This is a genomic window from Acidovorax sp. WCS2018Noco2-16 (assembly GCF_031843945.1).
Classification (GTDB): Bacteria; Pseudomonadota; Gammaproteobacteria; order Burkholderiales; family Burkholderiaceae_C; genus Paracidovorax.
This window is the reverse complement of the sequence record NZ_JAVTJJ010000007.1, coordinates 118,097-139,778: the sequence shown is the minus strand read 5'-3', so window position 1 is coordinate 139,778 and position 21,682 is coordinate 118,097. Positions and strand designations below refer to the sequence as shown.

Sequence of the window (21,682 nt, the reverse complement as noted above, 5' to 3'; positions counted from 1 at the left end):
TGGTGATGGTCAAAGGGGTCGGTTCTCGTCGCGGTCGGGCGGGCGGCGCTGGGGCGCCAGCAGCACCCAGCTGGCCAGCGGCCACAGCAAGGATTCCAGCACGGGCGCTGCCAGGCCCTCGATGCCGGGCACGATACCGCCGGCCAACAGGCGCACCAGCAACTCGATCGCATGCGCCACCACGAAGAGCGGCAGCACCTGCAAGGCCTGCGAAGGCACGCTGAACCACAGCAGCCGGCGGTGCGCGAAGATCGCGCCGTACATCAGCGCGGTATAGGCCAGCGCGTGCTGGCCCAGCAGCGCGGACTGGTACACGTCCATGCACACGCCCATGGCAAAGGCCACGCCCATGCCCACGCGCTGGGGCTGATGCACACCCCAGAACACCAGCAGCACCATGACCAGGTCTGGCGTCCACACCACCCGGCCCAGCGGCAGCATGTTGACGGCGAGCGCAGCCAGCAAGCTGGCGGCAATGAAAAGCGGGCGTACCGGCATCAGCAGCGGCTGGCCCTTGGGCATGATCATCGGCGCGCCTTTCGCTTCGGGGCCGCCTCGACCGGCGGTGGCCGCGCCGGCAGCTCGGCCGTGAGCGGCTGCAGCACCATCACGTGGCGTGCACTCTGCACCTGCGCCAACGGCACGCAGTAGATGCGCGCAAAGGCCGAGTCGGCCCGGCGCTCCACGCGAATGACGCGTGCCACGGGCAAGCCTGACGGGTAGAGCCCGTCCACCCCGCTGGTGGTGAGCAGATCGCCTTCTTGCACGTCGGCATTGCCGGGCATGAAGCGCAACTCCATTCCGCCGCCGTGGGCCGCGATCGGGTCGCCGTAAGCCACGCTGCGCGCGCCAGTGCGGATGTTCATCACGGGAATGGCCTGGTCGCGATCGATGAGCAGTGTGACTTCGCTCAGGAACGGGTGCACGCGGGTGACCTGGCCCAGCACGCCGGCTTCGTCGAGCACGGGCGAGCCCAGCTCCACACCGGCCATCTGGCCTCGGTCGATCATCACGCGGCGGGTGTAGGGGTCTGCGGTGTCGTAGATCACCTGGGCGGCATGGGCCGGGGTGGCAATGCGTTCACGCAGCTCGAGCAGCTTGCGCAAGCGGGCGTTCTCCTGCTGCAGGTCTTCCGCTTGGTTGGCCCGCTGCGACATGAGGGTCATCTTGCGCTGGGCTTCTTCGCGGCTGTGCTCGGCTGCATCCAGCGCCTGGAAATAGCCCGCCCCGCGCCCGACGAATTCCACCGGCTGCAGCATGGCCCATTGCAACGGGTACAGCGCCGTCGCGACCACCTTGCGCAACGGATCGGTGACACCGAAGCGCGCGTCGGCCACCATCAAAAACAGCGCTAGAGCGCTGTAGAGAACCAGTCGGGAAAGCGGCGACGGCCCTTGCCGGAAGAAGGACGGCGCAGACCGTTCCAGGGTGCCGTGGGGCATGGCTCGAATCGTATTCCGTAGCGCGGAGCGCCGTCAAACGGCCGAAGGTCGGCGCACGGCCCTACCAGCGGACGCCGTGGAACTGGCTTTGCCAGGCCACTGGCGTCCGGCCCCTTGTCGGAGGCAAGGGGCGTTCGAGCCGTCCATGCCCGCGCGGGCGGGCATGGAGCCGCGGCACTCACTCCGCCCTTCCCGCATCGCGCAGCGAGGCGAGAGAAGGGGGAAGGCGCGAAGCGCCACAAGGGGTTGTGCCATCACTCGCTTGTGAAGATGCTGCCCTGGCGGTCCATGCGCTCCAGCGCGATGCCGCAGCCGCGCACCACGCAGGTGAGCGGGTCTTCGGCCACCAGCACGGGCAGACCGGTTTCTTCGGCCAGCAGACGGTCCAGGTCACGCAGCAAAGCGCCGCCGCCGGTCAGCATCATGCCGCGCTCGGCGATATCGGCGCCCAGCTCGGGCGGGGTCTGTTCCAGCGCGTTCTTGACGGCCGAAACGATCTGGTTCAGCGGGTCGGTCAGCGCTTCCAGCACTTCGTTGCTGGAGATGGTGAAGCTGCGCGGCACGCCTTCGGACAGGTTGCGGCCCTTGACTTCCATCTCGCGCACTTCGGAGCCCGGGAACGCCGAGCCGATGTGCTTCTTGATGGATTCCGCCGTGGGCTCGCCGATCAGCATGCCGTAGTTGCGGCGGATGTAATTAATGATGGCTTCATCGAACTTGTCGCCGCCGACGCGCACCGAGCCTTTGTAAACCATGCCGCCCAGCGAGATCACGCCCACCTCGGTCGTGCCGCCGCCGATGTCCACCACCATGGAGCCCGAGGCTTCCGACACGGGAAGGCCGGCGCCGATGCCAGCGGCCATGGGCTCTTCGATCAGGTAGACCGCCGTGGCGCCTGCGGCCTCGGCCGCGTCCTTGATGGCGCGGCGCTCGACCTGGGTCGAGCCGCAGGGCACACAGATGATGATGCGCGGGCTGGGCGTGAACAGAGTGCGCGGATGCACCATCTTGATGAACTGCTTGATCATCTGCTCGGTGATCACGAAGTCAGCAATCACGCCGTCCTTCATCGGGCGGATGGCTTCGATGTTGCCGGGCACCTTGCCCAGCATGGCTTTGGCTTCACGGCCGACGGCCTGGATGACCTTCTTGCCGTGCGGGCCGCCTTCGTGGCGGATGGCGACCACGGAAGGCTCGTCCAGCACGATGCCTTTGTCGCGGGCGAAGATCAAGGTGTTGGCGGTGCCAAGGTCAATGGCAAGGTCGGTGGAGAAGTACCGACGGAAGACTCCGAACATTCAATATTCCTCTTGGGCACGGCATGCGCGTCGGCCTGCCGTCGCCGGGTTTTAGGGTGTGTTTGTTGGCTTTTTTCGCACAATGACCGGCGTTGGAGAGGCGATTGCGGCAAAGGCGGGATAATACCGCATCCCCTGTGAATAACTCTCAATGGCGCAACCCGGAATTGGGCTTTACATCCGGTTTCCCCCTCCTCTTTCCCTATGGCACTGACATCCCAGGACATTGGCCGCATCGCCAATCTGGCGCGGCTCGAGTTGAGCCCCGCAGACAGTGAGCGCATGCTCACACAGCTCAACGGCTTCTTCGGCATCGTCGAGAAAATGCGGGCTGTGGATACTGCTGGCTTGACGCCCCTGCCGCACCCCATCGCCGTCATCCAGGAAGTGGCCCTGCGCTTGCGCGAAGACGTGGCCAGCGAGCCCGATCAACGCGAGGCCAACCAGCGCAGCGCGCCCGCCGTCGAGCGGGGCCTGTTCCTGGTGCCCAAGGTCATTGAGTGAGACAAGCCGCATGATCGACATCCAAACTTCCGCCCTGCACGATCTGGGCGTCGCTGAATTGGCCCGCCAACTGAGCACCAGACAGGTTTCCGCTGTCGAAGCCGCCCAGCATTTCCTGGCGCGCGCCCGCGCTCATCAACAGTTGGGCGCTTTCGTGTCCGTGAACGAAGAGGTCACGCTGGCCCAGGCCCGCGCGCAAGATGCCGCCCTGGCCGCCGGCACGGCCGGCCCGCTTGCCGGCGTGCCCATCGCCCATAAAGACATCTTCGTCACCCGCGACTTTCCCAGCACCGCCGGCTCGAAGATGCTGGCCGGCTACCAGTCGCCGTTCGATGCCACCGTGGTTACGCGGCTGGCCGATGCCGGCGCCGTGACGCTGGGCAAGCTCAATTGTGATGAGTTCGCCATGGGCTCGGCTAACGAAAACTCGGCCATCGCGCCGGTGGGCTTAGACGCCCCCGCGCCCGTGCGCAACCCTTGGGATACGGCGCGTGTGCCCGGCGGCTCTTCCGGCGGCAGCGCCGTGGCCGTGGCCGCACGGCTGGCGCCAGCCGTGACCGGCACGGACACGGGCGGCTCGATCCGCCAGCCGGCGTCATTCTGCGGCATTACCGGCATCAAGCCGACCTACGGACGCGCCAGCCGCTACGGCATGATCGCCTTCGCCTCCAGCCTGGACCAGGCCGGCCCCATGGCGCGTTCGGCCGAAGACTGCGCGCTGCTGCTCTCGGCGATGTGCGGCCCCGACCTCGACCGCGACTCCACGAGCCTGGACGTGCCGGCTGAAGACTTCAGTGCCAAGCTGGGCGACAGCATCGACGGGCTGCGCATCGGCATTCCTGCCGAGTTCTTCGGCGAAGGGCTGTCTGGCGACGTACGCGCGGCTGTCGATGGCGCGCTCAAGGAATACGAAAAGCTGGGCGCCAAGCTGGTGCCCATCACGCTGCCGCGCACCGAGCTGTCCATTCCCGTGTACTACATCATCGCGCCGGCCGAGGCGTCGTCCAACCTGAGCCGCTTCGACGGTGTGAAGTTCGGCCACCGCGCCAAGGACTACACCGACTTGGTGGACATGTACAAGAAGACGCGCGCCGAGGGCTTCGGCGACGAGGTCAAGCGCCGCATCATGATCGGCGCCTACGTGCTGAGCCATGGCTACTACGACGCCTACTACCTGCAGGCGCAGAAGATCCGCCGCATGATCGCCGACGACTTCCAGCAGGCGTTCAAGGACTGCGACGTCATCGCCGGTCCGGTGGCGCCCTCCGTGGCCTGGAAGCTGGGCGAGCACGGCAGCGACCCGCTGGCCGATTACCTGGCCGACATCTTCACGCTGCCCGCATCGCTGGCCGGCCTGCCCGGCATGAGCGTGCCGGCGGGTTTCGGCGAGGGCAGCATGCCCGTGGGCCTGCAGCTGATCGGCAACTACTTCCAGGAAAGCCGCCTGCTCAACGCAGCGCACCGCCTGCAGCAGGCGACCGACTTCCACCTCCGCCAGCCAGGAGGCCTGTGACATGACCACCAGCAGCAAATTGATCCACGGCTACGAAGTCGTCATCGGCTTCGAGACCCACACCCAGCTCGCCACGCAATCGAAGATTTTCAGCCGTGCGCCCACGGCCTTCGGCGCCGAACCCAACACGCAGGCCTGCGCGGTGGACCTGGCCTTGCCCGGCACGCTGCCGGTGATGAACCGCGAAGCGGTGGCCTGCGCTATCAAATTAGGACTGGCACTCGGCTCCACCATTGCGCCAGAGAGCATTTTTGCCCGCAAGAACTACTTCTACCCTGATCTGCCCAAGGGCTACCAGATCAGCCAGTTCGAGATCCCCGTCGTGCAGGGCGGCGAGGTGTCGTTCTATCTGGGTGATGAAAAGAAAACCGTGAAACTGGTGCGCGCGCACCTGGAAGAAGACGCCGGCAAGTCGCTGCACGAAGACTTCGTTGGCCAAAGCGGCATCGACCTGAACCGCGCCGGCACGCCGCTGCTGGAGATCGTGACCGAGCCCGACATGCGGTCGAGCGAAGAGGCGGTGGCCTATGCGCGCGAGCTGCACAAGATCGTGACCTGGATCGGCATCTGCGACGGCAACATGCAGGAAGGCAGCTTTCGCTGCGACGCCAACGTCTCGGTGCGCAAACCAGGCGACCCGCTGGGCACGCGCCGCGAGATCAAGAACCTGAACAGCTTCAAGTTCATGCAGCAGGCGATCGACTATGAGATCCGCTGGCAGATCGAGCAAATCGAGGACGGCCATGCGATCCAGCAGGCGACCGTGCTGTTCAACCCCGACACGGGCGAGACGCGCGCCATGCGCACCAAGGAAGACGCGGCGGATTACCGCTACTTTCCGGACCCGGATCTGCCACCGCTGAAGATCTCGCCAGCCTGGATCGAAGAGCAACGCGCCCAGATGGATGCCTTGCCTCGCGTTGTGGCTGCGCGCTACGTCGCCGACTACGACCTGTCGGAATACGACGCATCGGCTCTGACGCAAAGCAAGGCCACCATGACCTACTTCCAGCAAGTGGTTGCGGGCGCCCACACGCCGGTATCTCCCAAGATCGCCTGCAACTGGATCATGGGTGAGCTGTCGCGGAGACTCAACGCAGATGAAATCGCTATAGAAGATGCGCCCGTGAAGCCTGAGCAAATGGTTGCTCTGCTGACGCGCATTGCCGACGGCACGATCTCCAACAATGCCGGCAAGCAGGTGTTCGATGCCTTGTGGACCGGCGAGGACAAGAGCGTGGACGCGGTGATCGACGCCAAGGGCCTCAAGCAGATGAACGACTCCGGCGCGCTGGAAAAGATCATCGACGACGTCATCGCCGCCAACCCCGACAACGTCGCGCAGTTCAAGTCTGGCAAGGACAAGGCGTTCAACGCGTTGGTGGGCCAGGCCATGAAAGCCAGCAAGGGCAAGGCGAACCCGCAGCAAGTCAACGACGTGCTGCGCGCCAAACTGGCAGCCGCCTGAACCCAGGCCCGTCGCACCGAAAGCCGCGTGCGGCGGCCGCGCACCCGTCAGCGCAGCGGTGGCAGCACCAGCGGTGCCGCGCTCTGCGCAGCGGCCTTGGCGGCCCAGAGCGGCCGCAACTGGGCCAGTTCGGCGTCGAACCGTTGGTTCACCCGGCGCTTTTCCGCCTCTTGCACGATCACGAAGCGTTTCTGCTCGGCCAGCGCATCGTCCTGCTCGGCGATCTGCCGGCGCAGCGTCATGGGCGCCTTGGTCGGGTCCTTGCGGTAGAACTCCATCTCGGTATCGAATTTCTTGCGATCGCGCAGCAGGTCGTCCACGCGCTTTTGCGCTACAGCGGTCACCTCATCCACCTGCGCCAGCGCTGCTTCGCGTTCGACGTCATGCGTAGCCTGGTCGGGATAGCGCGCCACCAGGACACGCTCACGGCGACGCTCTTCCATCACACGGGCGCGCTCTGCCGCCTCACGCTGGCGCTGCGCTTCGACAACGGCACGCTCCTGCTCGGTCAGCGTGGGGCCCAGGCGCCGACGCTCGGCACCGGTCTGGTCCAGCACGCGCTGCTCGCGGTCGGTGCACTCGGCAATCGGGCGGTCGGCCGTCAGGCGGCGACCTTGGCGGTCGACGCAACTGTAGACGGCCCCGCTAGTCGCACCCGGGGTGGACTGCGCCCCTGCAGGGATGGCCCACAAGCTGCCCACAGCAAGACCGGCCACAACCGCCGCCGCAGTCGAGCTACGCGCCACCCTGGCCTTCGCGATGGGCGCCGTTCTCGTCGATGCTGCTGGTGCGTTCAAATGCCGATTCCTGTGAGCGTGCTGGGTGTTTTGAGGAAGTGAAGCGCTCGTTACGCCGGGCCGACTCCGTAGCGCTGGCGGTAGGCCAGCACGCGTTGGTGGTGGGCCGCCATCCCGGCGCCTTCTCCGCTTTCAGCCAGATACTGCAATAAATCGGCCAGCGTGGCGATAGTGCAGACCTCCATGCCCAAATGGCCGCGCATGTACTGCACCGCGCTGTGCTCTACGTCGCGGCCGTCTTCAGTGGCTTTTTCCTGCCGATCCAATGCAATCGCCATGGCATGCGGCGTGGCGCCCGCAGCGCGAATGAGGGCGATGGATTCACGCGCAGCGGTGCCGGCGGACATCACGTCGTCCACGATCAAAACACGCCCGTTCAGAGGGGCGCCGACCAGCGTGCCCCCCTCGCCGTGGTCTTTGGCCTCCTTGCGGTTGTAGGCAAAAGGCACGTTACGGCCCAGGCGCGCCAGTTCTACTGCCACGGTGGCGGCCAGAGGAATGCCTTTGTAGGCCGGCCCGAAAACCATGTCGAATTCGATGCCGCTGGCCAGCAGCGCCTTTGCATAGAATTCCGCCAGGCGGCCCATCTTGGCGCCGTCGTCGAACAGCCCGGCGTTGAAAAAGTACGGGCTCATGCGGCCCGCCTTGGTCTTGAATTCGCCAAAACGCAGCACACCCGAGGCCTCGGCGAACTGCACGAAATCTTGCGCCAGGCGAGCCTGTTCCACCTTTTGCGCGTTGTCTGTCACCATGAGTTCATCCTTGTTCAAGTTAACCAGCCTCAACCTCAACGGCATCCGTTCGGCCACCTCCAAAGGCGTCGAAGCCTGGATCGCCGCAAACCGGCCGGATTGTATTTGTGTGCAGGAGATCAAAGCCCAGTCGGCTGACATGCAGGGCCGTTTTGAACATCTGGCGGGCCTGAAGGGCCACTTCCACTTCGCGACGAAAAAGGGCTATTCGGGCGTGGGCATCTACTCGCGCCATGAGCCCAGCGACGTGCGAATCGGCTACGGCTCGGCCGAGTTCGATAACGAGGGCCGCTATGTCGAGGCCCGCTTCGACACGCCATCCCGCAAGCTGTCCATCATCAGCGCCTACTTCCCCAGCGGGTCGTCAGGCCCGGAGCGGCAACTGGCCAAGTTCCGCTTCCTGGCGGAATTCCATCCCCACCTGATGCAGCTGAAGGCAGAACGCGAATTCATTCTGTGCGGCGACATCAACATCGCGCACCAGCAGATCGACCTAAAGAACTGGCGCAGCAACCAGAAAAACAGCGGCTTCCTGCCTGAAGAGCGCGAGTGGATGACAAAGTTGTTGCACATCACTGAAGCAACCGGTGGACTGATCGACGTTTATCGTCAGCTGCAGCCGGACACCACCGATGCGGCATACACCTGGTGGAGCAATCGCGGGCAGGCCTACCTGAACAACGTCGGCTGGCGGCTGGACTACCACTTGGCCTCTCCGTCCGTGGCGGAAACCGCCCGTACTGTCGCCATCTATAAGGACGTCAAGTTCAGCGACCACGCACCTCTGACCATCGACTACGAACTCGACCTTTAATCAGGCAGGGCATCGCCCTCCGCTTCGTTTGCCAAAGGCGTGCCGGGCTTGGGCGTGCAGCAGGGTTCGGTCTTCAGGCGTTTTTACCTCGATGCGCTTTGTTGACCTTCACAGAAGAGCTGCCGGTATGCAGACGGAGATGTGTGCAGCTGGCTCGCAAAGTGCTGTCGCAGCGACAGTGCGGTACCAAATCCCGCGTCGGTGGCGACGCGTTCGATCGGCAGTCCAGTGGTTTCCAGCAACTGCTGCGCCCTTGCAACACGCTCGGCAGTCAGCCACTTCATGAACGTGCTCCCCGTGGCCTCACGAAAACGTCGGGTGAAGGTTCGCCGGCTCATGCGTGCTGTGTCGGCCAGCACATCCAGCGTTAAGGGCTCCGACAAGTGCGTCCTCGCCCATTCCAAAACGCCCGGCAAACGATTCTCGCTGGGCAACGCAGGCACCGGCTGCTCGATGTACTGCGCCTGACCACCCTGACGGTGCGGCGGCGTCACCAGCAGCCTCGCCACACGATTGGCCACCTCGGCACCATGGCGCTGGCGCACAAGGTCCAAGCAGCAGTCGATCGCAGCCACCGTTCCCGCAGACGTCATGACGTTACCGTCGTCTACATAAAGCACGTCACGAAGAAAGTTGGCCAGCGGAAACCGCTTGGCGAAGAGTTCACGACAAGCCCAGTGGGTCGTTGCACGGCGCCCGTCCAGCAAACCCGCATCGCCCAACACAAAAGCGCCCAGGCACAGCCCGACGACCTGGGCGCCGCGCGCATGGGCCTTTCGCAGGGCGTCCGAAAGCACCGCGGGAGCGATGGTCTCGGGACTGCTCCATGCGGGAACGATGACAAGGTCGGCCTTCGCCATGATGTCGAGGCCGCAGGACACCTCGATCTCCACGCCTTGGTCGCTGCGAATACGGCCAGGCACCGGCGCGCAGTACTGAACTTCATACGGAGGCAATCCCTCAGGTGCCGGCTTCATGCCGAAAACGATGTTTGGGACAGAGAGGTGAAAAAGGCTAACCCCCTCAAACGCCAGCACTACGACTCGCACAGGTTGCACAACGGCTCCGAGATTCAAATGATGGCCCGATTATATCGAACAACGGCATTTGGGTCACTGGTGCAGAACCCTGCCCGTCCGCAAAATTGACCCCATCGCGCGAACGCAATCTCACTTCGCGCAACCAGCAATCATTGAAAAGGAAAACCATGCAAGTCTTGAACGTTTTGCGCAGCGCCGTCGCCTTGGGCGCCACCGCCATGCTTGTCGCCTGCGCCACCGCCTACACCGGCGCCAGCGCCCCGACGGCCCCCACTTCTCAAGCGAAGACCGTCAAGGTTCAGCACATCCGAAACGCGACCGTCAAGATTGACTTCTCGGGCACCACGTTCCTGGTCGATCCGATGCTCTCAGCAAAAGGCGCGTTTCCTGGCTTTCCGAACACCTATCGCAGCGAACTCCGCAATCCATTGGTGGACCTGCCGTTCTCTGTTGAAGATGTCATGGAGAGCGTCGAAGCCGTCGTGGTGACCCACACCCACACGGACCACTGGGACGACGCGGCGCAGCGCCAGATACCCAAGAACATGCCCCTGTTCGTTCAAAACGAAACGGATGCCAAGACCATTCGTGGCCAAGGCTTCAAGGATGTGCGCGTCCTTGCGGGCACCACCACCTTCAACGGAGTCACGTTGAGCAAGACCGGCGGTCAGCACGGCACGGATCTGTGGTTCGCGGACCCGGCACGGGCCGAAGGTATGGGTCCCGTTATGGGGGTCGTGTTTTCTGCGCCCGACGCCAAGACGGTGTATGTTGCCGGCGACACGGTGTGGCGCCCGGAAGTAGATCAGGCACTGAAGCAGTACAAGCCAGCTGTGGTGATTCTGAACACGGGCAGCGCCCTTATGAGCGGTTTCGAGGAGCATCCCATCATCATGGGCAAGCAGGACACGCTGCAGGCCGCCCAAGCAGCGCCCAATGCCGCGATCGTCGCTGTCCACATGGATTCGGTGAACCACATGTCGCTCAGCCGCAAGGATCTGCGCGAATTCGTGCAGGAAAAGAAGATTCAAAACCGCGTGACGATCCCAGACGACGGCGAGGCCATGCAGTTCTGATGAAGTGACCCTGCCCAAGAGTTCGGGCAGGCCCTATGACCTGAAAAGAGAAAACCATGAAAAAAGCACTTGTCGTCATCGACATTCAAAATGAGTACTTTCCCGGCGGCGGATTTGTACTGGAAAACGCGGAGGAAGCTTGCAAAGGTGCGGTAGAAGCAATTGGACAAGCGAAGCGCGACGGATGGCTGGTCGTCGGCGTGCAGCACGTCAATTCCGCAGATGCTCCTGCGTTCAAGCCCGACACCGAGGGTGTGAAAACCCATGGCCATGTCGCTGCCGCGTTGGGCGATTCGCCAATGGTCGTGAAAGGTCAAGCTGACAGTTTCTTCAACACCGACTTGGAGAAGATCCTGCGCCAAGCCGGCATCACCGACCTGTATCTCACCGGCATGATGACGCAGCACTGCATCACCCATACCGCCCTGTCTCCTCAGGCGCGTGAGCTGACCATTCACATCATCGCCAAGGGTTGTGCCGCCCCTACCATAGCTTTGAGCGGCTTGGCCCTGCAAGGACTAAGTGCTCGCTTTAAGGTTGAGTAGAAAGGTCGCCGAACTCAAGCAGCGCGATGTTCGGCGGCCTCGGAAGATTGCGCTGGCAACACAGCTGAGCGTCTGCTTCCGGCCCGGGGGCGGTCCTCTGACATGGCCGCACCACCCAGGTTTTATGTAGGCTATTTGTCGCACTGACTACCACTTGGCCACCCCTGCCATCGCAGCGCTGGCACGCACGGAGCACATCTACAAGACGGAAAAGTTCTCCGATCACGCGCCGATTACCGTGGGCTACGACCTGACGCTGTGAACGCTGCGCCCCCGCAGGGCGCACGTGGCGTGCTGGTCAGGCAGCCGCGACGACCGACACCCCATGCCCCGCCAGGTCCAGGCTCACCGGCGCGCCGGGGCTCAGCGGCTGGGCCACTTCAGGGGAGACCACGAAGATCTCGCCCAACGCCGTGCTCAGCGTGTATTCCATGACGTTGCCCAGATAGGTGCGCTTGGTGACGCGCGCAGCCAGACCCTCGTTGCCGGCAGCATGGATGCGCCACGCTTCGGGACGCACGGCGATCTTGACCGGCCCGGCAGCCATGTCGGGCGCCGTGCGTATGCGCAACGGGGGCAGGTCGGCATAGCCCTGGCCATTGCTGACGCCATCGAACAGCATCGCCTCGCCCATGAAGCCGGCCACGAACTCCGAACAGGGCGATTCGTACAACTCGCTGGGTGTGCCGCGCTGTGCGATGACACCCTGGTTCATCACGATGATCTGGTCGCTCACGGCCAGTGCCTCGCTCTGGTCGTGGGTGACATAGGCCACGGTGAGTTTCAGGCGCTGCTGCAAGGCGCGGATCTCTTCGCGCATCGACCGACGCAGGCGGGCGTCCAGGTTGGACAGGGGCTCGTCGAACAGCAGCACCGCCGGCTCCAGTGCCAGCGCACGCGCCAGCGCCACCCGCTGCTGCTGCCCGCCAGACAGCTCGCTGGGCATGCGCTCGTTCAGGCCCTTGAGGCCCACGGTCTCGATCATGGCGACCGCCTTGGCCGCCGCCTCGCTCTTGGCCATGCCGGACATGCGCAGGCCATAGGAGACGTTGTCGATCACGCTCATGTGCGGAAACAGCGCGTAGCTCTGGAACACCAGGCTCACGTTGCGCTGCGCCGGCCCGAGCGTGGTGACGTCCTTGCCGTCGATGAAGATCTGGCCGGCACTGGGCGTCTCCAGCCCCGCGATCATGCGCAGGGTGGTGGTCTTGCCGCAGCCCGAGGGCCCCAGAATGGTGGTGAGCGTTCCCCGGGGGACGGTGAAGCTGATGTCGTTGACCACCGCCGGCGCGCTGGCCGAGGTGCTGTAGCGCTTGAAGATGTTGCGAAATTCGATGCCGTTCATGGGGGCTCCTTGATGTTGCTCGTGTGCGTTCATTAGCCCGGGGATCACCGCGTGCGGCCTGCGACGCTGCGGCGGCCCAGCTTGCGCCCGCCCACGGCCATGTGAATGGCGGCGGTAGCGACGCCCATGGCGATGATCAGCACCGTGCTGTAGGCCAGCGCCACACCGTAGTCACCCTGCCCCACGCGTCCGATGATGAAAGTGGTGGCCAGCTCGGTTTCTGCGGTGACGAGGAAGATCACCGCCGACACTGTGGTGACGGAGCGCACGAAGCTGTAGATGAGGGCTGCCGCCAGTGCCGGCTTGAGCAGCGGCAGCACCACCGTGCGCAAGGTGCGCGCGGTACCGGCGCGCAGCATGACGGAGGCTTCTTCCAGGGATGGGTCCAACTGCTTGAAGGCTGCAATGCCGGCGCGCACCCCCACGGGCAGATTGCGGAACAGAAAGCACAGCACGATGATGATGGCGGTCCCCGTCAGCTCGAACGGCGGCCCGTTGAAGGCCAGGATGTAGCTCACGCCCAGCACGGTGCCTGGAATGGCGAATGCCAGCAGCGCAGAGAACTCGAACAGGTTGCGCCCCCTGAACTGCACCCGCGTCAGCAGCCACGCGACCATCAGCCCCAGCGCAGCAGTGAGCGGGGCCGAAATGGCCGCCAGCTTGAGCGTGGTGATCAGCGACGGCCAGCCCACGCCGACGAACTCCACCCCACCCGTCCACATCACGTCGAACGCCGAGCGGAAATGCGCCAGCGTGGGTGTGTAGTCGCGCCCCCAGGTCTGCACGAAGCCGCCGCTGAAGGCGAACACGTACACCACGGCTGTGAACAGCAGCCAAGGCACCGACACCGCCAGCGCTACGCGGCGCACGCTGTCTGGCAGGCGCATGGGGATGCCGGCATCGCCCTTGCCCGACAGCGTCGTGTAGTTCTTCTTGCCCAGCAGGCCGCGCTGCAGGGCGAAGGCGCCCAGCGCGAACAGGGTCAGCAGCCAGGCCAGCGTGGCGGCGCGGCCCTGGTCGAACTGCGCGCCCACGATGGCGAAGAACACCTCGGTGGAGAGCACCGAGAACTGCCCGCCCACCACGATGGGGTTGCCGAAGTCGGCAATGCTTTCGATGAAGCCCACCAGGAAGGCATTGGCCAGGCCCGGCTTGAGCAGCGGGAAGGTCACATTCCAGAACGTGCTCCAGCGCGAAGCCCCCAGCGTCTGCGACGCCTCTTCCAGCGACGGGCCGATGCCTTGCACCACGCCCCGCATGATCATGTAAGCGATGGGTGTGAAGGCGAACATCTGCGCCAGCGCCACACCGAACGCGCCGTAGAACCAGCGTGAAGGCGGAATGCCGAAGGCCCATTCGAGGAACTGGTTGACGATGCCCGCACGGCCGAACAGCAGGATCAGCCCCAGCCCCACGACGAACGGCGGCGTGACGATAGGCAGCGGGGCCAGCACGCGCAGCGTTCCGCGAATGCGTGAATCGCTGCGGTCGTCGATCAGCGCCAGCAGCGTGCCCAGTACCGTGGTGCCCGCGCCGATGAAGACCGCCAGGAACAGCGTGTTCCAGGCCACGCCGCACTGCAGGCTCGAATTCAGGCATCCCAGGCCCCAGATGCGCTCGGCGCCCAGGCGGGCGAGCGCAGCCGTCACGCCCACGTTCCCGTTCTCGTCTATGAAGGCGCCGGACAGGGTGCGCAGCACCGGGTAGGCGACAAAAAGCAGCAGCAGGCCGGCGCTCAGCAGCACGCAGCTGGCCACGAACAGGTCGCCCTTGAACGCACCCAGCCGTGCCGCGCCGAAGGCCGCCAGCGTGAGCAGCGCCACCAGCACGCTGGCAGCGCCCAGCCCAAAACCGGGCTGCATGGCGTCCGGCCCCGCCAGCCAACTGGCGAGCGAAAAGCCGTGTGAAACACCCTGGGCAGCCGCATCGGCGAGCACCGCCGGGCCGATGGCGAAGCCCTGCACCAGCAGGGCCACCACCCCCAGCCCGCCCGACCAGACCAGCACACGGCCCTGGCGCCGCGTAGGCTGCATGGCGGCAGCGGCAAGCCCCAGGGCCAGCGCGATGGCGGCCACGATCAACCAGGCACGCCGGTGCAGCAGCACCTGCGCCAGACCGGTCGATGTGTTGTGGCCACCAACCAGTTCGCCCCAGCTTTGCAGCGAGAACAAACCGTCGGGAACCATGTGCCAGGGCAGCAAAGTAAAAGCAGCCAGGCCAAGCGCTGCCCACAGCGCGATGGCGCCGTTGTGATGAGTCTTCATGAAAACGTGCTCCGACTTATCGCGGCAGGGAGTTCACTTCACGCTCCCAGCGCTCGATCAGGCGCTTGCGCTCGGCCGTCTTGCCGTACTTGGCGTAGTCGTAATTGATGAACTTGATCTTCTGGAAATCAGGCGTGTTGCTGTCCAGCGGTGTGGCCTTGTTCGACTGGAGGTGGAACTGCTTGACGGCCGCGCCCAGCTGCTGTGCCGCTGGCGTCAGCGCCCACTCGTAGAACTTCTTGGCGTTCTCGAGGTTGCGCGAGCCCTTGATGATGGACATGGAGCCCACCTCGGCGCCCGTGCCTTCGCAGGGCGTGTGGGTGGCGATCGGAAAGCCCTGCATCTGCTCGCCCGGTGCATCCTGCACGAAGCTGATGGACACTACCGCCTCCCCGCGTGACACCGACTTGATCGGGCCAGTGCCCGAGCGGGTGTACTGGCTCACGTTCTTGTGCAGTTGCTTGAGGTAGTCGTACGCCTGATCCTCTCCCATCAGCTGCACCAGCGTGGCGATCATGGTGTAGGCCGTGCCCGAGCTGGCTGGGTTGGCCACCTGTAGCTCGCCCTTGAAGGCCGGGTTGGTCAGGTCCTTCCAGCACTGCGGCGCGGCCAGCTTCTTCTTGGCCAGCAACTCGGTGTTGAAGGCGAAGCCCAGCGGGCCGGAATACACGCCGACCGTGCGATAGGACGACTGCCGCGCCTGTTCCTGCGCCCAGCCATGCAACTGGCTCAGGTGGGGCGATTGGTATTCCTGCGTCAGATCGAGTTCGGCAGCCTGCAGGTGCGGGTCGCCCGTACCGCCGAACCACACATCGGTCTTGGGGTTGGTGCGTTCGGCAATGAGCTGGGCCAGCGCCTCGCCCGAGCCACGTTTGACCATGTTGACCTTGATACCCGTCGAGCGCGCAAAGCTGGACGCGATGATCGAGCACCAGGCGTCCTGCACCGAGCAGATGACGTTGACCTGACCGGTGCCCTGGGCGGGTGCGGCGGTCGCCAGGCTGGCCAGTGCGATGGCGGCCAGGCAAGAGCGGATGGCATGCATGGAGATGTCTCCTTGTGATGTGAACGAATGAGGATGAGAAGAGGCTGTGCAGTAGGGCGGCGCGCGCGGCAACGTAGCCTGCTTCACGGGCCTTGACCCCAGGAGATGACTGCATCGACACCGATGACCTTGCCCTGATCGATGCGGTTGAAGATCTGGATGGTGGCGCCCATCGCATCCGCGATCTGGCGGCAGATGGACAGCCCCAGCCCCACGCCACCCTTGGTCGCGGTGAACGGCTGAAAGAGGCGTGGGAACACCGTGTCATCGACACCAGGCCCTTCGTCCCATACCAACAGCTCGGCGCCCCCTTCACCGCCTTGGCCGCCCTCACCTCTGTGACGCAGCAGCATGCCCAGCCGACCGTTGTGCGGGGTGTGGTGAATGGCGTTGGCCAGCAGGTTGCGCAGTAGCTCCCCGAGCATCACGGCGTCGGCCGGCGCGTATGCGGCCGGGCCCTCGAGCGAAAAATCCAGCCGCTTGGCGGCGATCAGCGGGGACAGCTCCATCACCGCATCACGTGCCGCAGCGCGGATGTCAGTGGGAGTGAGCCCGCCCGAGCGCTTGAGCTGCTCCAGCTTGGTCAGGCTCAGCAACTGGTTGGCCAAGCCCGTGGCACGGTCCACCGTGTGCAGCATCTGCGGCAGCACCTCTGCCGCGGCCACCGTGCCGTCGATAGCAGATTGCAGCTGCGTGCGCAGCACCGCCATGGGCGTGCGCAGCTGGTGCGATGCCTCGGCCAGAAAGCGCCGCTGCTCGTCCACCCAGTCGTGCTCGCTGCGGTAAAGCGCCCGCACCTGTTGCGAGAGTTCGCGCAGTTCGGCAGGGCCGGTGTCTTCCGATGCATCGGCCAATGGCTGCACCAGGGTGGCCACGCAGCGCTGCACCCAGCGCAGCGTCAAGGTCACGCTGACCCAAATGACCAACGACAGCAGCACCGCGCCCGCCAGCAGAGCACCCGACGCGCCGGTGAGCAAGACGCCTGCCGAGGGCCACCGCTGCACCAGCGGCAGGCCCACCTGCACCAGCACTTGCGATACAGCGCCGCCTGGCGCCTGAACCATTACCGCTACAGAGCGCAGCAGCGCGCCTTGCCCATGGCTGATGTAGAAATCGGCGAGCCCTTGCTGCGCCAGTTGCCGACGCCAGGGGTAGGCGCTCCAACCCCGCTCGCCGGCAATCCACTCGCCGCCGGCGGTGCTGATACGGAAGGCAGCCAGCATCGCATCGATGGGCTCCACGCGATCGGCCAGCGGCACATCGGGCGCACCTTCCATGGCACGCACCAGTCCGGCCAACGCATCGCGCAGCCGGGCGTCCTGCGCATCCGCCAGCTGCAGGTACGCGGCATGCGCCTGCCACGCGACAGCCGCCAGCACCAGCGCCCACAGCGATCCCAGCAACGACCACAGCAGCAGGCTGCGCAGCGACGCGGGTCGCGCGCGGCTGCGCCATGGCCAGGGGACGTGCAGGCTCACCGGCTGCTCCGCTGCGCTGCCTGGCTGGCGTCGTCGCACAGCAGGTAGCCGACGCCCCGCAGCGTCATGATCTCGGCTTTGGTGCCAACGATCTTCTTGCGCAGGCGGTGCACCAGCACCTCGATGGCGTCGGGCTGCACGGCGTCGTCACCGCCGAAGACGGCATTGCGCAGGTCCTCCTTGGGCACCACGCGGTCGATGCGCAGCATCAACGTGCGCAGCAATTCGCCTTCGCGCGGCGACAGATCCAACGGAACGTCGGAATGGTAGAAAACCCCCGAGCCTGATTCGTGCCGCAGCAGCCCGCAGCGCAGCTCTCCGTTGCGCCCGATGCGCCGGGTGAGCGCATGCAGGCGGGCCGCCAGCTCTTCCAGGTCGAAGGGCTTGACCAGATAGTCGTCAGCGCCCAGGTTGAGCCCGGCAATGCGCTCGCCCAGCGTCCCCCGCGCGGTGAGCACCAGCACCGGCGTGGTGTCGCCGCCGGAGCGCAGGCGCTGCAGCAGCTCCAGCCCGTCCAGGTGAGGCAAGGTGAGGTCGAGCGCGATCACGTCGAACGGCTTCTTGCGCGCGATGGCCAGCGCCTCCAGGCCATCGGAGCACACGAGCACCTCGAAGCCGCGCACGCCCAGGCTGCGGCTTAAAGCGCCCGACAGATCAAAGTCATCCTCGACCAGCAACAATTTCATGGGGCGAATCATGCGCTGGCAGAACCTCTGCCACTACCGGGACTTACATCACGGTAGGGTGACAGGCAATTGAAAGATTGGCGCTGCTGTTGCCTGGCTCCTTGAGCGCCGTCCCCACTCGCACACCCAGCGTGGTGGGTCCTCCTACAGCCTGCTGCCATCGGCAAGCGCAGGCTCGGGACCATCTGCTGCGCTTCCACTCGACTGCTTCGCTGCTCCGGAGGTTTATCACCATGACGCCACGTGCACCTTGGCCCTTTCCGACGAAGGAAAGCCCACCCCAGCCTCCCCCGGTTCCTGCCCGCCCGTGCCCGGCACGACGGCCATTTCGTGAAAGCGCACCACCTGGCGACACCGGCCATCGCAGCGCTGGCGCGCACAAGGCACATCTACAAGACGGCACAGTCCTGTGACCACGCGCTGATCACCGTGGGGTACGACCTGGCGTTGTGACCACGACATGCCATCGCAAGATGCTTCAATAATGATAGCTACCAGCGCTTATCTGTAGAGCGCTAGAGGCATATTTCACTCAATTTTTCGGCGATACGCCGTCAGGCCAGCACCTGCTGCGCCACCCGGTTGCGGCCCTGGTGCTTGGCGGCATAGAGCGCCTGATCCGCCGCCCGCAGCAGGTCGGGCACGGTGCACGGCGCCGCTTCGCCGCCCGCCGTGCGCGGCCCGGGCTGGCAGGTCACCACGCCGACACTGGCGGTCACGTGGGAGAACGGGCTGCCGGCGTGGGGCAGCTGCAGTGCCGCCACCGCAGCCCGCAGCCGCTCGGCCACCACCAGCGCACCCTCCGCATCGGTGCCGCATAGCACCACAACGAATTCTTCGCCGCCATAGCGGCTCACCACGTCGCCCGGGCGCACCGCGCCTTGCGCCAGCGCGCTGGCCACCGCACGCAGGCACTCGTCGCCCGCGATGTGGCCCTGGGTGTCGTTGTAGGGTTTGAAGAAGTCCACGTCTGCCATGCAGAGGGACAGCGGCTGGCGGTTTCGCAGGGCGCGCGCGATCTCTCGGGCCAGGCGGTCGTCCAAGTACCGCCGGTTGTACAGGCCCGTCAGATAGTCCTGCTGGGCGTAGCGCTCCAGTTGCTGATTCGCGGCGGTCAGCTGCTGTTCGGCGTGCTTGCGGCGCGTGATGTCGGTCCAGGCGACCGACAGGCCGATCACCCGCCCCACTGCGTCGGCAAGCGGACGCGCTTCGGCGAAGAACCAGCGGCCGTCCCAGGCGAACTCATGGTGTGGCAGTGGGTGCCCAGCTTCCGCCAGCAGAAAATCCTGGGTCATGCGCTGGCCGCCCTGTGTAAACAGCTGGGCCAGCGCCCGGCCCTGCAGCCCCGCGGCGTCTTCCCCGAAGAGCCCGGCCATGGCTTGGTTGGCGAGCATGAAGCGGCCTTCGCGGTCCACCGTTCCCAGAGCCACGGGCGCCGTGGCATACACCGATTCGAGCTGCAGGTAGCGTTCACCCACCGCAGAGATGTCGCGGTCGATACCGCGATAGCCGCGTAACGTGCCGTGGGCATCGAAGATCGGCACGCCGCTCGTCTCCAGCACCACGACATGGCCGTCCGCGTGCAGGTTGCGGTTTACCAGCCCTGCGAAGGGCCGCGCCGCGCCGGCGATGGCGCCGAACACCTGCGCCACGCGTTCAGCCTCAGCCGGGGGCATGAAGTCGAACGGCGTCCGGCCGATCATGTCGTCCGGCGTGTGCCCCAGCAGTTTCGTGACCCGGGCAGAGCAGTAGGTATAGCGGCCGGCAGCGTCCACCTCCCAGATCCAGTCGGAGTTGTCGTTGATCAGCGCGGTGAGGTGGGCGACGGAATCTTCCTGAAAGACAGATGCGGTATCGGCGTCGAAGGTCATGGCAGCGGTGCGAAAGAAGCGGTGGGTGGCGCGCACGGTGCGCGCTCCACCCACCATCATGCCGCGCCTTGTGCAAAGCGCGATCGAATTGGCAACCGGCTCCGCCGGCTGCGAGGGCGAGACCGCAACACCGTCGATGCCCTGCCGGCGGCACACGCCGCGCGTGCTCTTCCTACACCCGCGCGGCCGCTCACCAGCGCAACCTGTACTGCATCGCGCACGCGTGCGCCCTGGCCCGCTCATCTTTGTTGGAGGACGACCCCATGCAGCCACCCGAACCCTGGCCCTTCCCTACGCAAGACAGCCACCCCGATGCGCCCCGCACCCAGCCCGAGGGCGCGGCACCGAAAGACGTCACGGTAGAAGTCCAGGCCGTGACAGAAGACACGCTCGACGATGCAGTGAGCGACACCTTTCCCGCGAGCGATCCGGTCGCGGTGGTGGCCACCAAGGTGGTGCCGCAGGCCGAGACCGAAGCGGGGTCGCAGAACGAAAAAGACCCGCGGGACGGGGCCTAGGCGCCTGACGACACACGTTGACTAGCGGCGCCTACCCGCCCCTGACCACCAGCCGAATGGGTCATGGCCGGGCGGTGCCGAAGCGGGGTTCAGGACGCTCCGCTTGGCCAGCGGCAACGTCCTACAACGGACGAACGGCGGCTTTTCTAGGCTGGCCTTTCTCCCTTATTCCAACTTTCAACCAGAAGGATCACCATGACCGTCAAAACCCTCAAGGATCTGTTCATCCATGACCTGTCGGACGTCTACAGCGCAGAAAAGCAGCTCGCCCGGGCTCTGCCCAAGATGGCCCGCGCTGCCGAGAACGCAGAGCTGTCCGCAGCCTTCGAGAACCACCTGGGCGAAACCCAGGGCCAGATCGAGCGGATCGACCGCATCGTGGAGCTGTGCGAGATCCGCCTGAAACGCATCAAGTGCTCCGCCATGGAAGGGTTGGTCGAAGAAGCCCAGGACGCCATCTCCGAAGGCGACAAGGGCGTGGTGCGCGACGCTGCGCTGATCGGTTGCGCGCAAAAGGTCGAGCATTACGAGATCGCCAGCTATGGCACCTTGGCGACCTTCGCGCGGCACCTGGGCTTCGCCGAAGCCGCCAAGTTGCTGGAAGAAACCCTGGAAGAAGAAAAGGCGACGGACAAGAAACTGTCCATGCTGGCCGAATCCGCCATCAACCCGAACGCTGAAGCGGTAGCCGCCTGACCCGGCGGGCGGCGGCAGAGATCGCACATAACTGCAGAAAAGCGGCAGGTTCACCCTGCCGCTTTTTTTCTGACCGGCTACCGCTTGGGCCGATGTGCCGACCTGCGCAGCGCCGCTGCGAACGGTCAGCCGGCCTAGCGGGCAGCCGAGCCGGGAGCGGGTGAAGAAGGGGCATCCTTCACGCAGGCAGAAGAGGGCGTCGGCGCCGCACGGCCGGGCGCGGGGGGCGGTACATGGGTCAGTTCATCCAGCGATGCGCCCGGATCCTCTTCACCCGCCACCGAGCGATCCAACGACAGTGCATCGTCGTTGCTTCGGTGCGGCAGGCCACCGGCGCCGTGCGCCGCAGGCAGAACAAGCGAATCAGAAGGACCGTTCATGGTGAGCTCCCTAAAAATGAAGAAGGATGCGCGCATCAGGCACGCCCTGGTGGCATCGTGGTGCCCGGCGCGCCCAGCCTGCTCTGGATCCCGCTTCGCCGATGTCGGACAACCGGCCCACGTCGGGCTGCGCGGCGCGGACACGGACGA

The 21,682-nt window shown here is 65.2% G+C and carries 21 protein-coding genes and 2 pseudogenes; 10 read left to right on the top strand and 13 right to left on the bottom strand.

Annotation, left to right across the window (positions count from 1 at the left end; translation table 11 throughout):
- Positions 1-9 precede the first annotated feature (9 nt).
- The 3 genes from mreD to RQI28_RS14770 all read right to left on the bottom strand — a co-directional run bounded on the left by mreD (position 10) and on the right by RQI28_RS14770 (position 2,740).
- Complete coding sequence (gene mreD, locus RQI28_RS14780; protein WP_311223422.1) at positions 10-528, bottom strand: rod shape-determining protein MreD; 519 nt, start codon at positions 526-528, stop codon at positions 10-12.
- Positions 525-1,442 carry a rod shape-determining protein MreC gene (gene mreC, locus RQI28_RS14775; RefSeq protein WP_311223421.1) on the bottom strand — a complete coding sequence of 306 codons (918 nt, stop codon included), beginning with the start codon at positions 1,440-1,442 and terminating at the stop codon, positions 525-527. The genes mreD and mreC overlap by 4 nt, the downstream gene beginning before the upstream one ends.
- Before the next feature lie 254 nt (positions 1,443-1,696).
- The gene (locus RQI28_RS14770; RefSeq protein WP_311223420.1) at positions 1,697-2,740 is read right to left on the bottom strand and encodes a rod shape-determining protein; all 1,044 of its coding nucleotides are present in this window, start codon (positions 2,738-2,740) and stop codon (positions 1,697-1,699) included.
- 204 nt (positions 2,741-2,944) lie between these two features.
- On the opposite strand from RQI28_RS14770, the gene gatC reads away from it, so the two are divergent.
- Genes gatC through gatB form a run of 3 tightly spaced genes read left to right on the top strand, consistent with a single transcriptional unit; the run spans position 2,945 to position 6,225 of the window.
- A complete protein-coding gene (gatC, locus tag RQI28_RS14765) occupies positions 2,945-3,244 on the top strand; it encodes an Asp-tRNA(Asn)/Glu-tRNA(Gln) amidotransferase subunit GatC (RefSeq protein WP_311223419.1) in 300 nt (99 codons plus the stop codon).
- A gap of 10 nt (positions 3,245-3,254) precedes the next feature.
- Entirely contained in the window at positions 3,255-4,757 is a 1,503-nt protein-coding gene (gatA, locus tag RQI28_RS14760) for an Asp-tRNA(Asn)/Glu-tRNA(Gln) amidotransferase subunit GatA (RefSeq protein WP_311223418.1), read from the top strand.
- A gap of 1 nt (position 4,758) precedes the next feature.
- Positions 4,759-6,225 (top strand): Asp-tRNA(Asn)/Glu-tRNA(Gln) amidotransferase subunit GatB, encoded by a 1,467-nt coding sequence (gene gatB, locus RQI28_RS14755; RefSeq protein WP_311223417.1) that lies wholly within the window; start codon positions 4,759-4,761, stop codon positions 6,223-6,225.
- A gap of 47 nt (positions 6,226-6,272) precedes the next feature.
- Here the strand turns inward: gatB and RQI28_RS14750 are convergent, their stop codons facing one another.
- Together RQI28_RS14750 and pyrE are read right to left on the bottom strand one after the other, a co-directional pair.
- On the bottom strand, positions 6,273-6,941 hold the full coding sequence (locus RQI28_RS14750) for a DUF4124 domain-containing protein (protein ID WP_404976913.1): 669 nt from the start codon (positions 6,939-6,941) through the stop codon (positions 6,273-6,275).
- Positions 6,942-7,072: 131 nt separating this feature from the next.
- On the bottom strand, positions 7,073-7,774 hold the full coding sequence (gene pyrE, locus RQI28_RS14745; RefSeq protein WP_311223416.1) for an orotate phosphoribosyltransferase: 702 nt from the start codon (positions 7,772-7,774) through the stop codon (positions 7,073-7,075).
- Between the two features lie 10 nt (positions 7,775-7,784).
- Here pyrE and RQI28_RS14740 point away from each other — a divergent pair, with 10 nt between their 5' ends.
- Positions 7,785-8,588, top strand: coding sequence for an exodeoxyribonuclease III (locus tag RQI28_RS14740; RefSeq protein WP_311223459.1), 804 nt, complete (start codon positions 7,785-7,787; stop codon positions 8,586-8,588).
- 83 nt (positions 8,589-8,671) lie between these two features.
- Here the strand turns inward: RQI28_RS14740 and RQI28_RS14735 are convergent, their stop codons facing one another.
- Positions 8,672-9,646 (bottom strand): helix-turn-helix domain-containing protein, encoded by a 975-nt coding sequence (locus RQI28_RS14735; protein ID WP_311223415.1) that lies wholly within the window; start codon positions 9,644-9,646, stop codon positions 8,672-8,674.
- A gap of 149 nt (positions 9,647-9,795) precedes the next feature.
- Here RQI28_RS14735 and RQI28_RS14730 point away from each other — a divergent pair, with 149 nt between their 5' ends.
- The 3 genes and pseudogenes from RQI28_RS14730 to RQI28_RS14720 form a co-directional block, all read left to right on the top strand.
- Positions 9,796-10,704: an MBL fold metallo-hydrolase gene (locus tag RQI28_RS14730; RefSeq protein ID WP_311223414.1), complete on the top strand. Its 909-nt coding sequence runs from the start codon at positions 9,796-9,798 to the stop codon at positions 10,702-10,704.
- Positions 10,705-10,760: 56 nt separating this feature from the next.
- Positions 10,761-11,249: an isochorismatase family protein gene (locus tag RQI28_RS14725; RefSeq protein WP_311223413.1), complete on the top strand. Its 489-nt coding sequence runs from the start codon at positions 10,761-10,763 to the stop codon at positions 11,247-11,249.
- 139 nt (positions 11,250-11,388) lie between these two features.
- Positions 11,389-11,511: pseudogene (locus tag RQI28_RS14720) on the top strand (exodeoxyribonuclease III); the annotation flags it as partial.
- A gap of 36 nt (positions 11,512-11,547) precedes the next feature.
- On the opposite strand, the gene RQI28_RS14715 reads toward RQI28_RS14720, so the two are convergent.
- From RQI28_RS14715 to RQI28_RS14695, 5 genes are all read right to left on the bottom strand, one after another.
- Positions 11,548-12,594 (bottom strand): ABC transporter ATP-binding protein, encoded by a 1,047-nt coding sequence (locus RQI28_RS14715; protein WP_311223412.1) that lies wholly within the window; start codon positions 12,592-12,594, stop codon positions 11,548-11,550.
- A gap of 44 nt (positions 12,595-12,638) precedes the next feature.
- Positions 12,639-14,858, bottom strand: coding sequence for an iron ABC transporter permease (locus RQI28_RS14710; protein WP_311223411.1), 2,220 nt, complete (start codon positions 14,856-14,858; stop codon positions 12,639-12,641).
- A gap of 16 nt (positions 14,859-14,874) precedes the next feature.
- Positions 14,875-15,903: an ABC transporter substrate-binding protein gene (locus RQI28_RS14705; protein ID WP_311223410.1), complete on the bottom strand. Its 1,029-nt coding sequence runs from the start codon at positions 15,901-15,903 to the stop codon at positions 14,875-14,877.
- An 83-nt stretch (positions 15,904-15,986) separates the two neighbouring features.
- Positions 15,987-17,381, bottom strand: a complete 1,395-nt coding sequence (locus RQI28_RS14700; protein WP_311223409.1) for a HAMP domain-containing sensor histidine kinase — start codon at positions 17,379-17,381, stop codon at positions 15,987-15,989.
- On the bottom strand, positions 17,378-18,067 hold the full coding sequence (locus RQI28_RS14695; RefSeq protein ID WP_311223408.1) for a response regulator transcription factor: 690 nt from the start codon (positions 18,065-18,067) through the stop codon (positions 17,378-17,380). Before RQI28_RS14695 ends, RQI28_RS14700 begins: the two co-directional genes overlap by 4 nt.
- A gap of 339 nt (positions 18,068-18,406) precedes the next feature.
- Here RQI28_RS14695 and RQI28_RS14690 point away from each other — a divergent pair.
- A pseudogene (locus RQI28_RS14690) lies at positions 18,407-18,520 on the top strand (exodeoxyribonuclease III); the annotation flags it as partial.
- Positions 18,521-18,621: 101 nt separating this feature from the next.
- On the opposite strand, the gene RQI28_RS14685 reads toward RQI28_RS14690, so the two are convergent.
- The gene (locus tag RQI28_RS14685; protein ID WP_311223407.1) at positions 18,622-19,998 is read right to left on the bottom strand and encodes a diguanylate cyclase; all 1,377 of its coding nucleotides are present in this window, start codon (positions 19,996-19,998) and stop codon (positions 18,622-18,624) included.
- A 203-nt stretch (positions 19,999-20,201) separates the two neighbouring features.
- Between RQI28_RS14685 and RQI28_RS14680 the strand changes: the two genes are divergently transcribed.
- The gene (locus RQI28_RS14680; RefSeq protein ID WP_311223406.1) at positions 20,202-20,456 is read left to right on the top strand and encodes a hypothetical protein; all 255 of its coding nucleotides are present in this window, start codon (positions 20,202-20,204) and stop codon (positions 20,454-20,456) included.
- Positions 20,457-20,651: 195 nt separating this feature from the next.
- Positions 20,652-21,152, top strand: coding sequence for a ferritin-like domain-containing protein (locus tag RQI28_RS14675; protein ID WP_311223405.1), 501 nt, complete (start codon positions 20,652-20,654; stop codon positions 21,150-21,152).
- A gap of 134 nt (positions 21,153-21,286) precedes the next feature.
- Here RQI28_RS14675 and RQI28_RS14670 read toward each other — a convergent pair whose 3' ends face one another.
- The gene (locus RQI28_RS14670) at positions 21,287-21,532 is read right to left on the bottom strand and encodes a hypothetical protein (RefSeq protein ID WP_311223404.1); all 246 of its coding nucleotides are present in this window, start codon (positions 21,530-21,532) and stop codon (positions 21,287-21,289) included.
- Between the last annotated feature and the right edge of the window lie 150 nt (positions 21,533-21,682).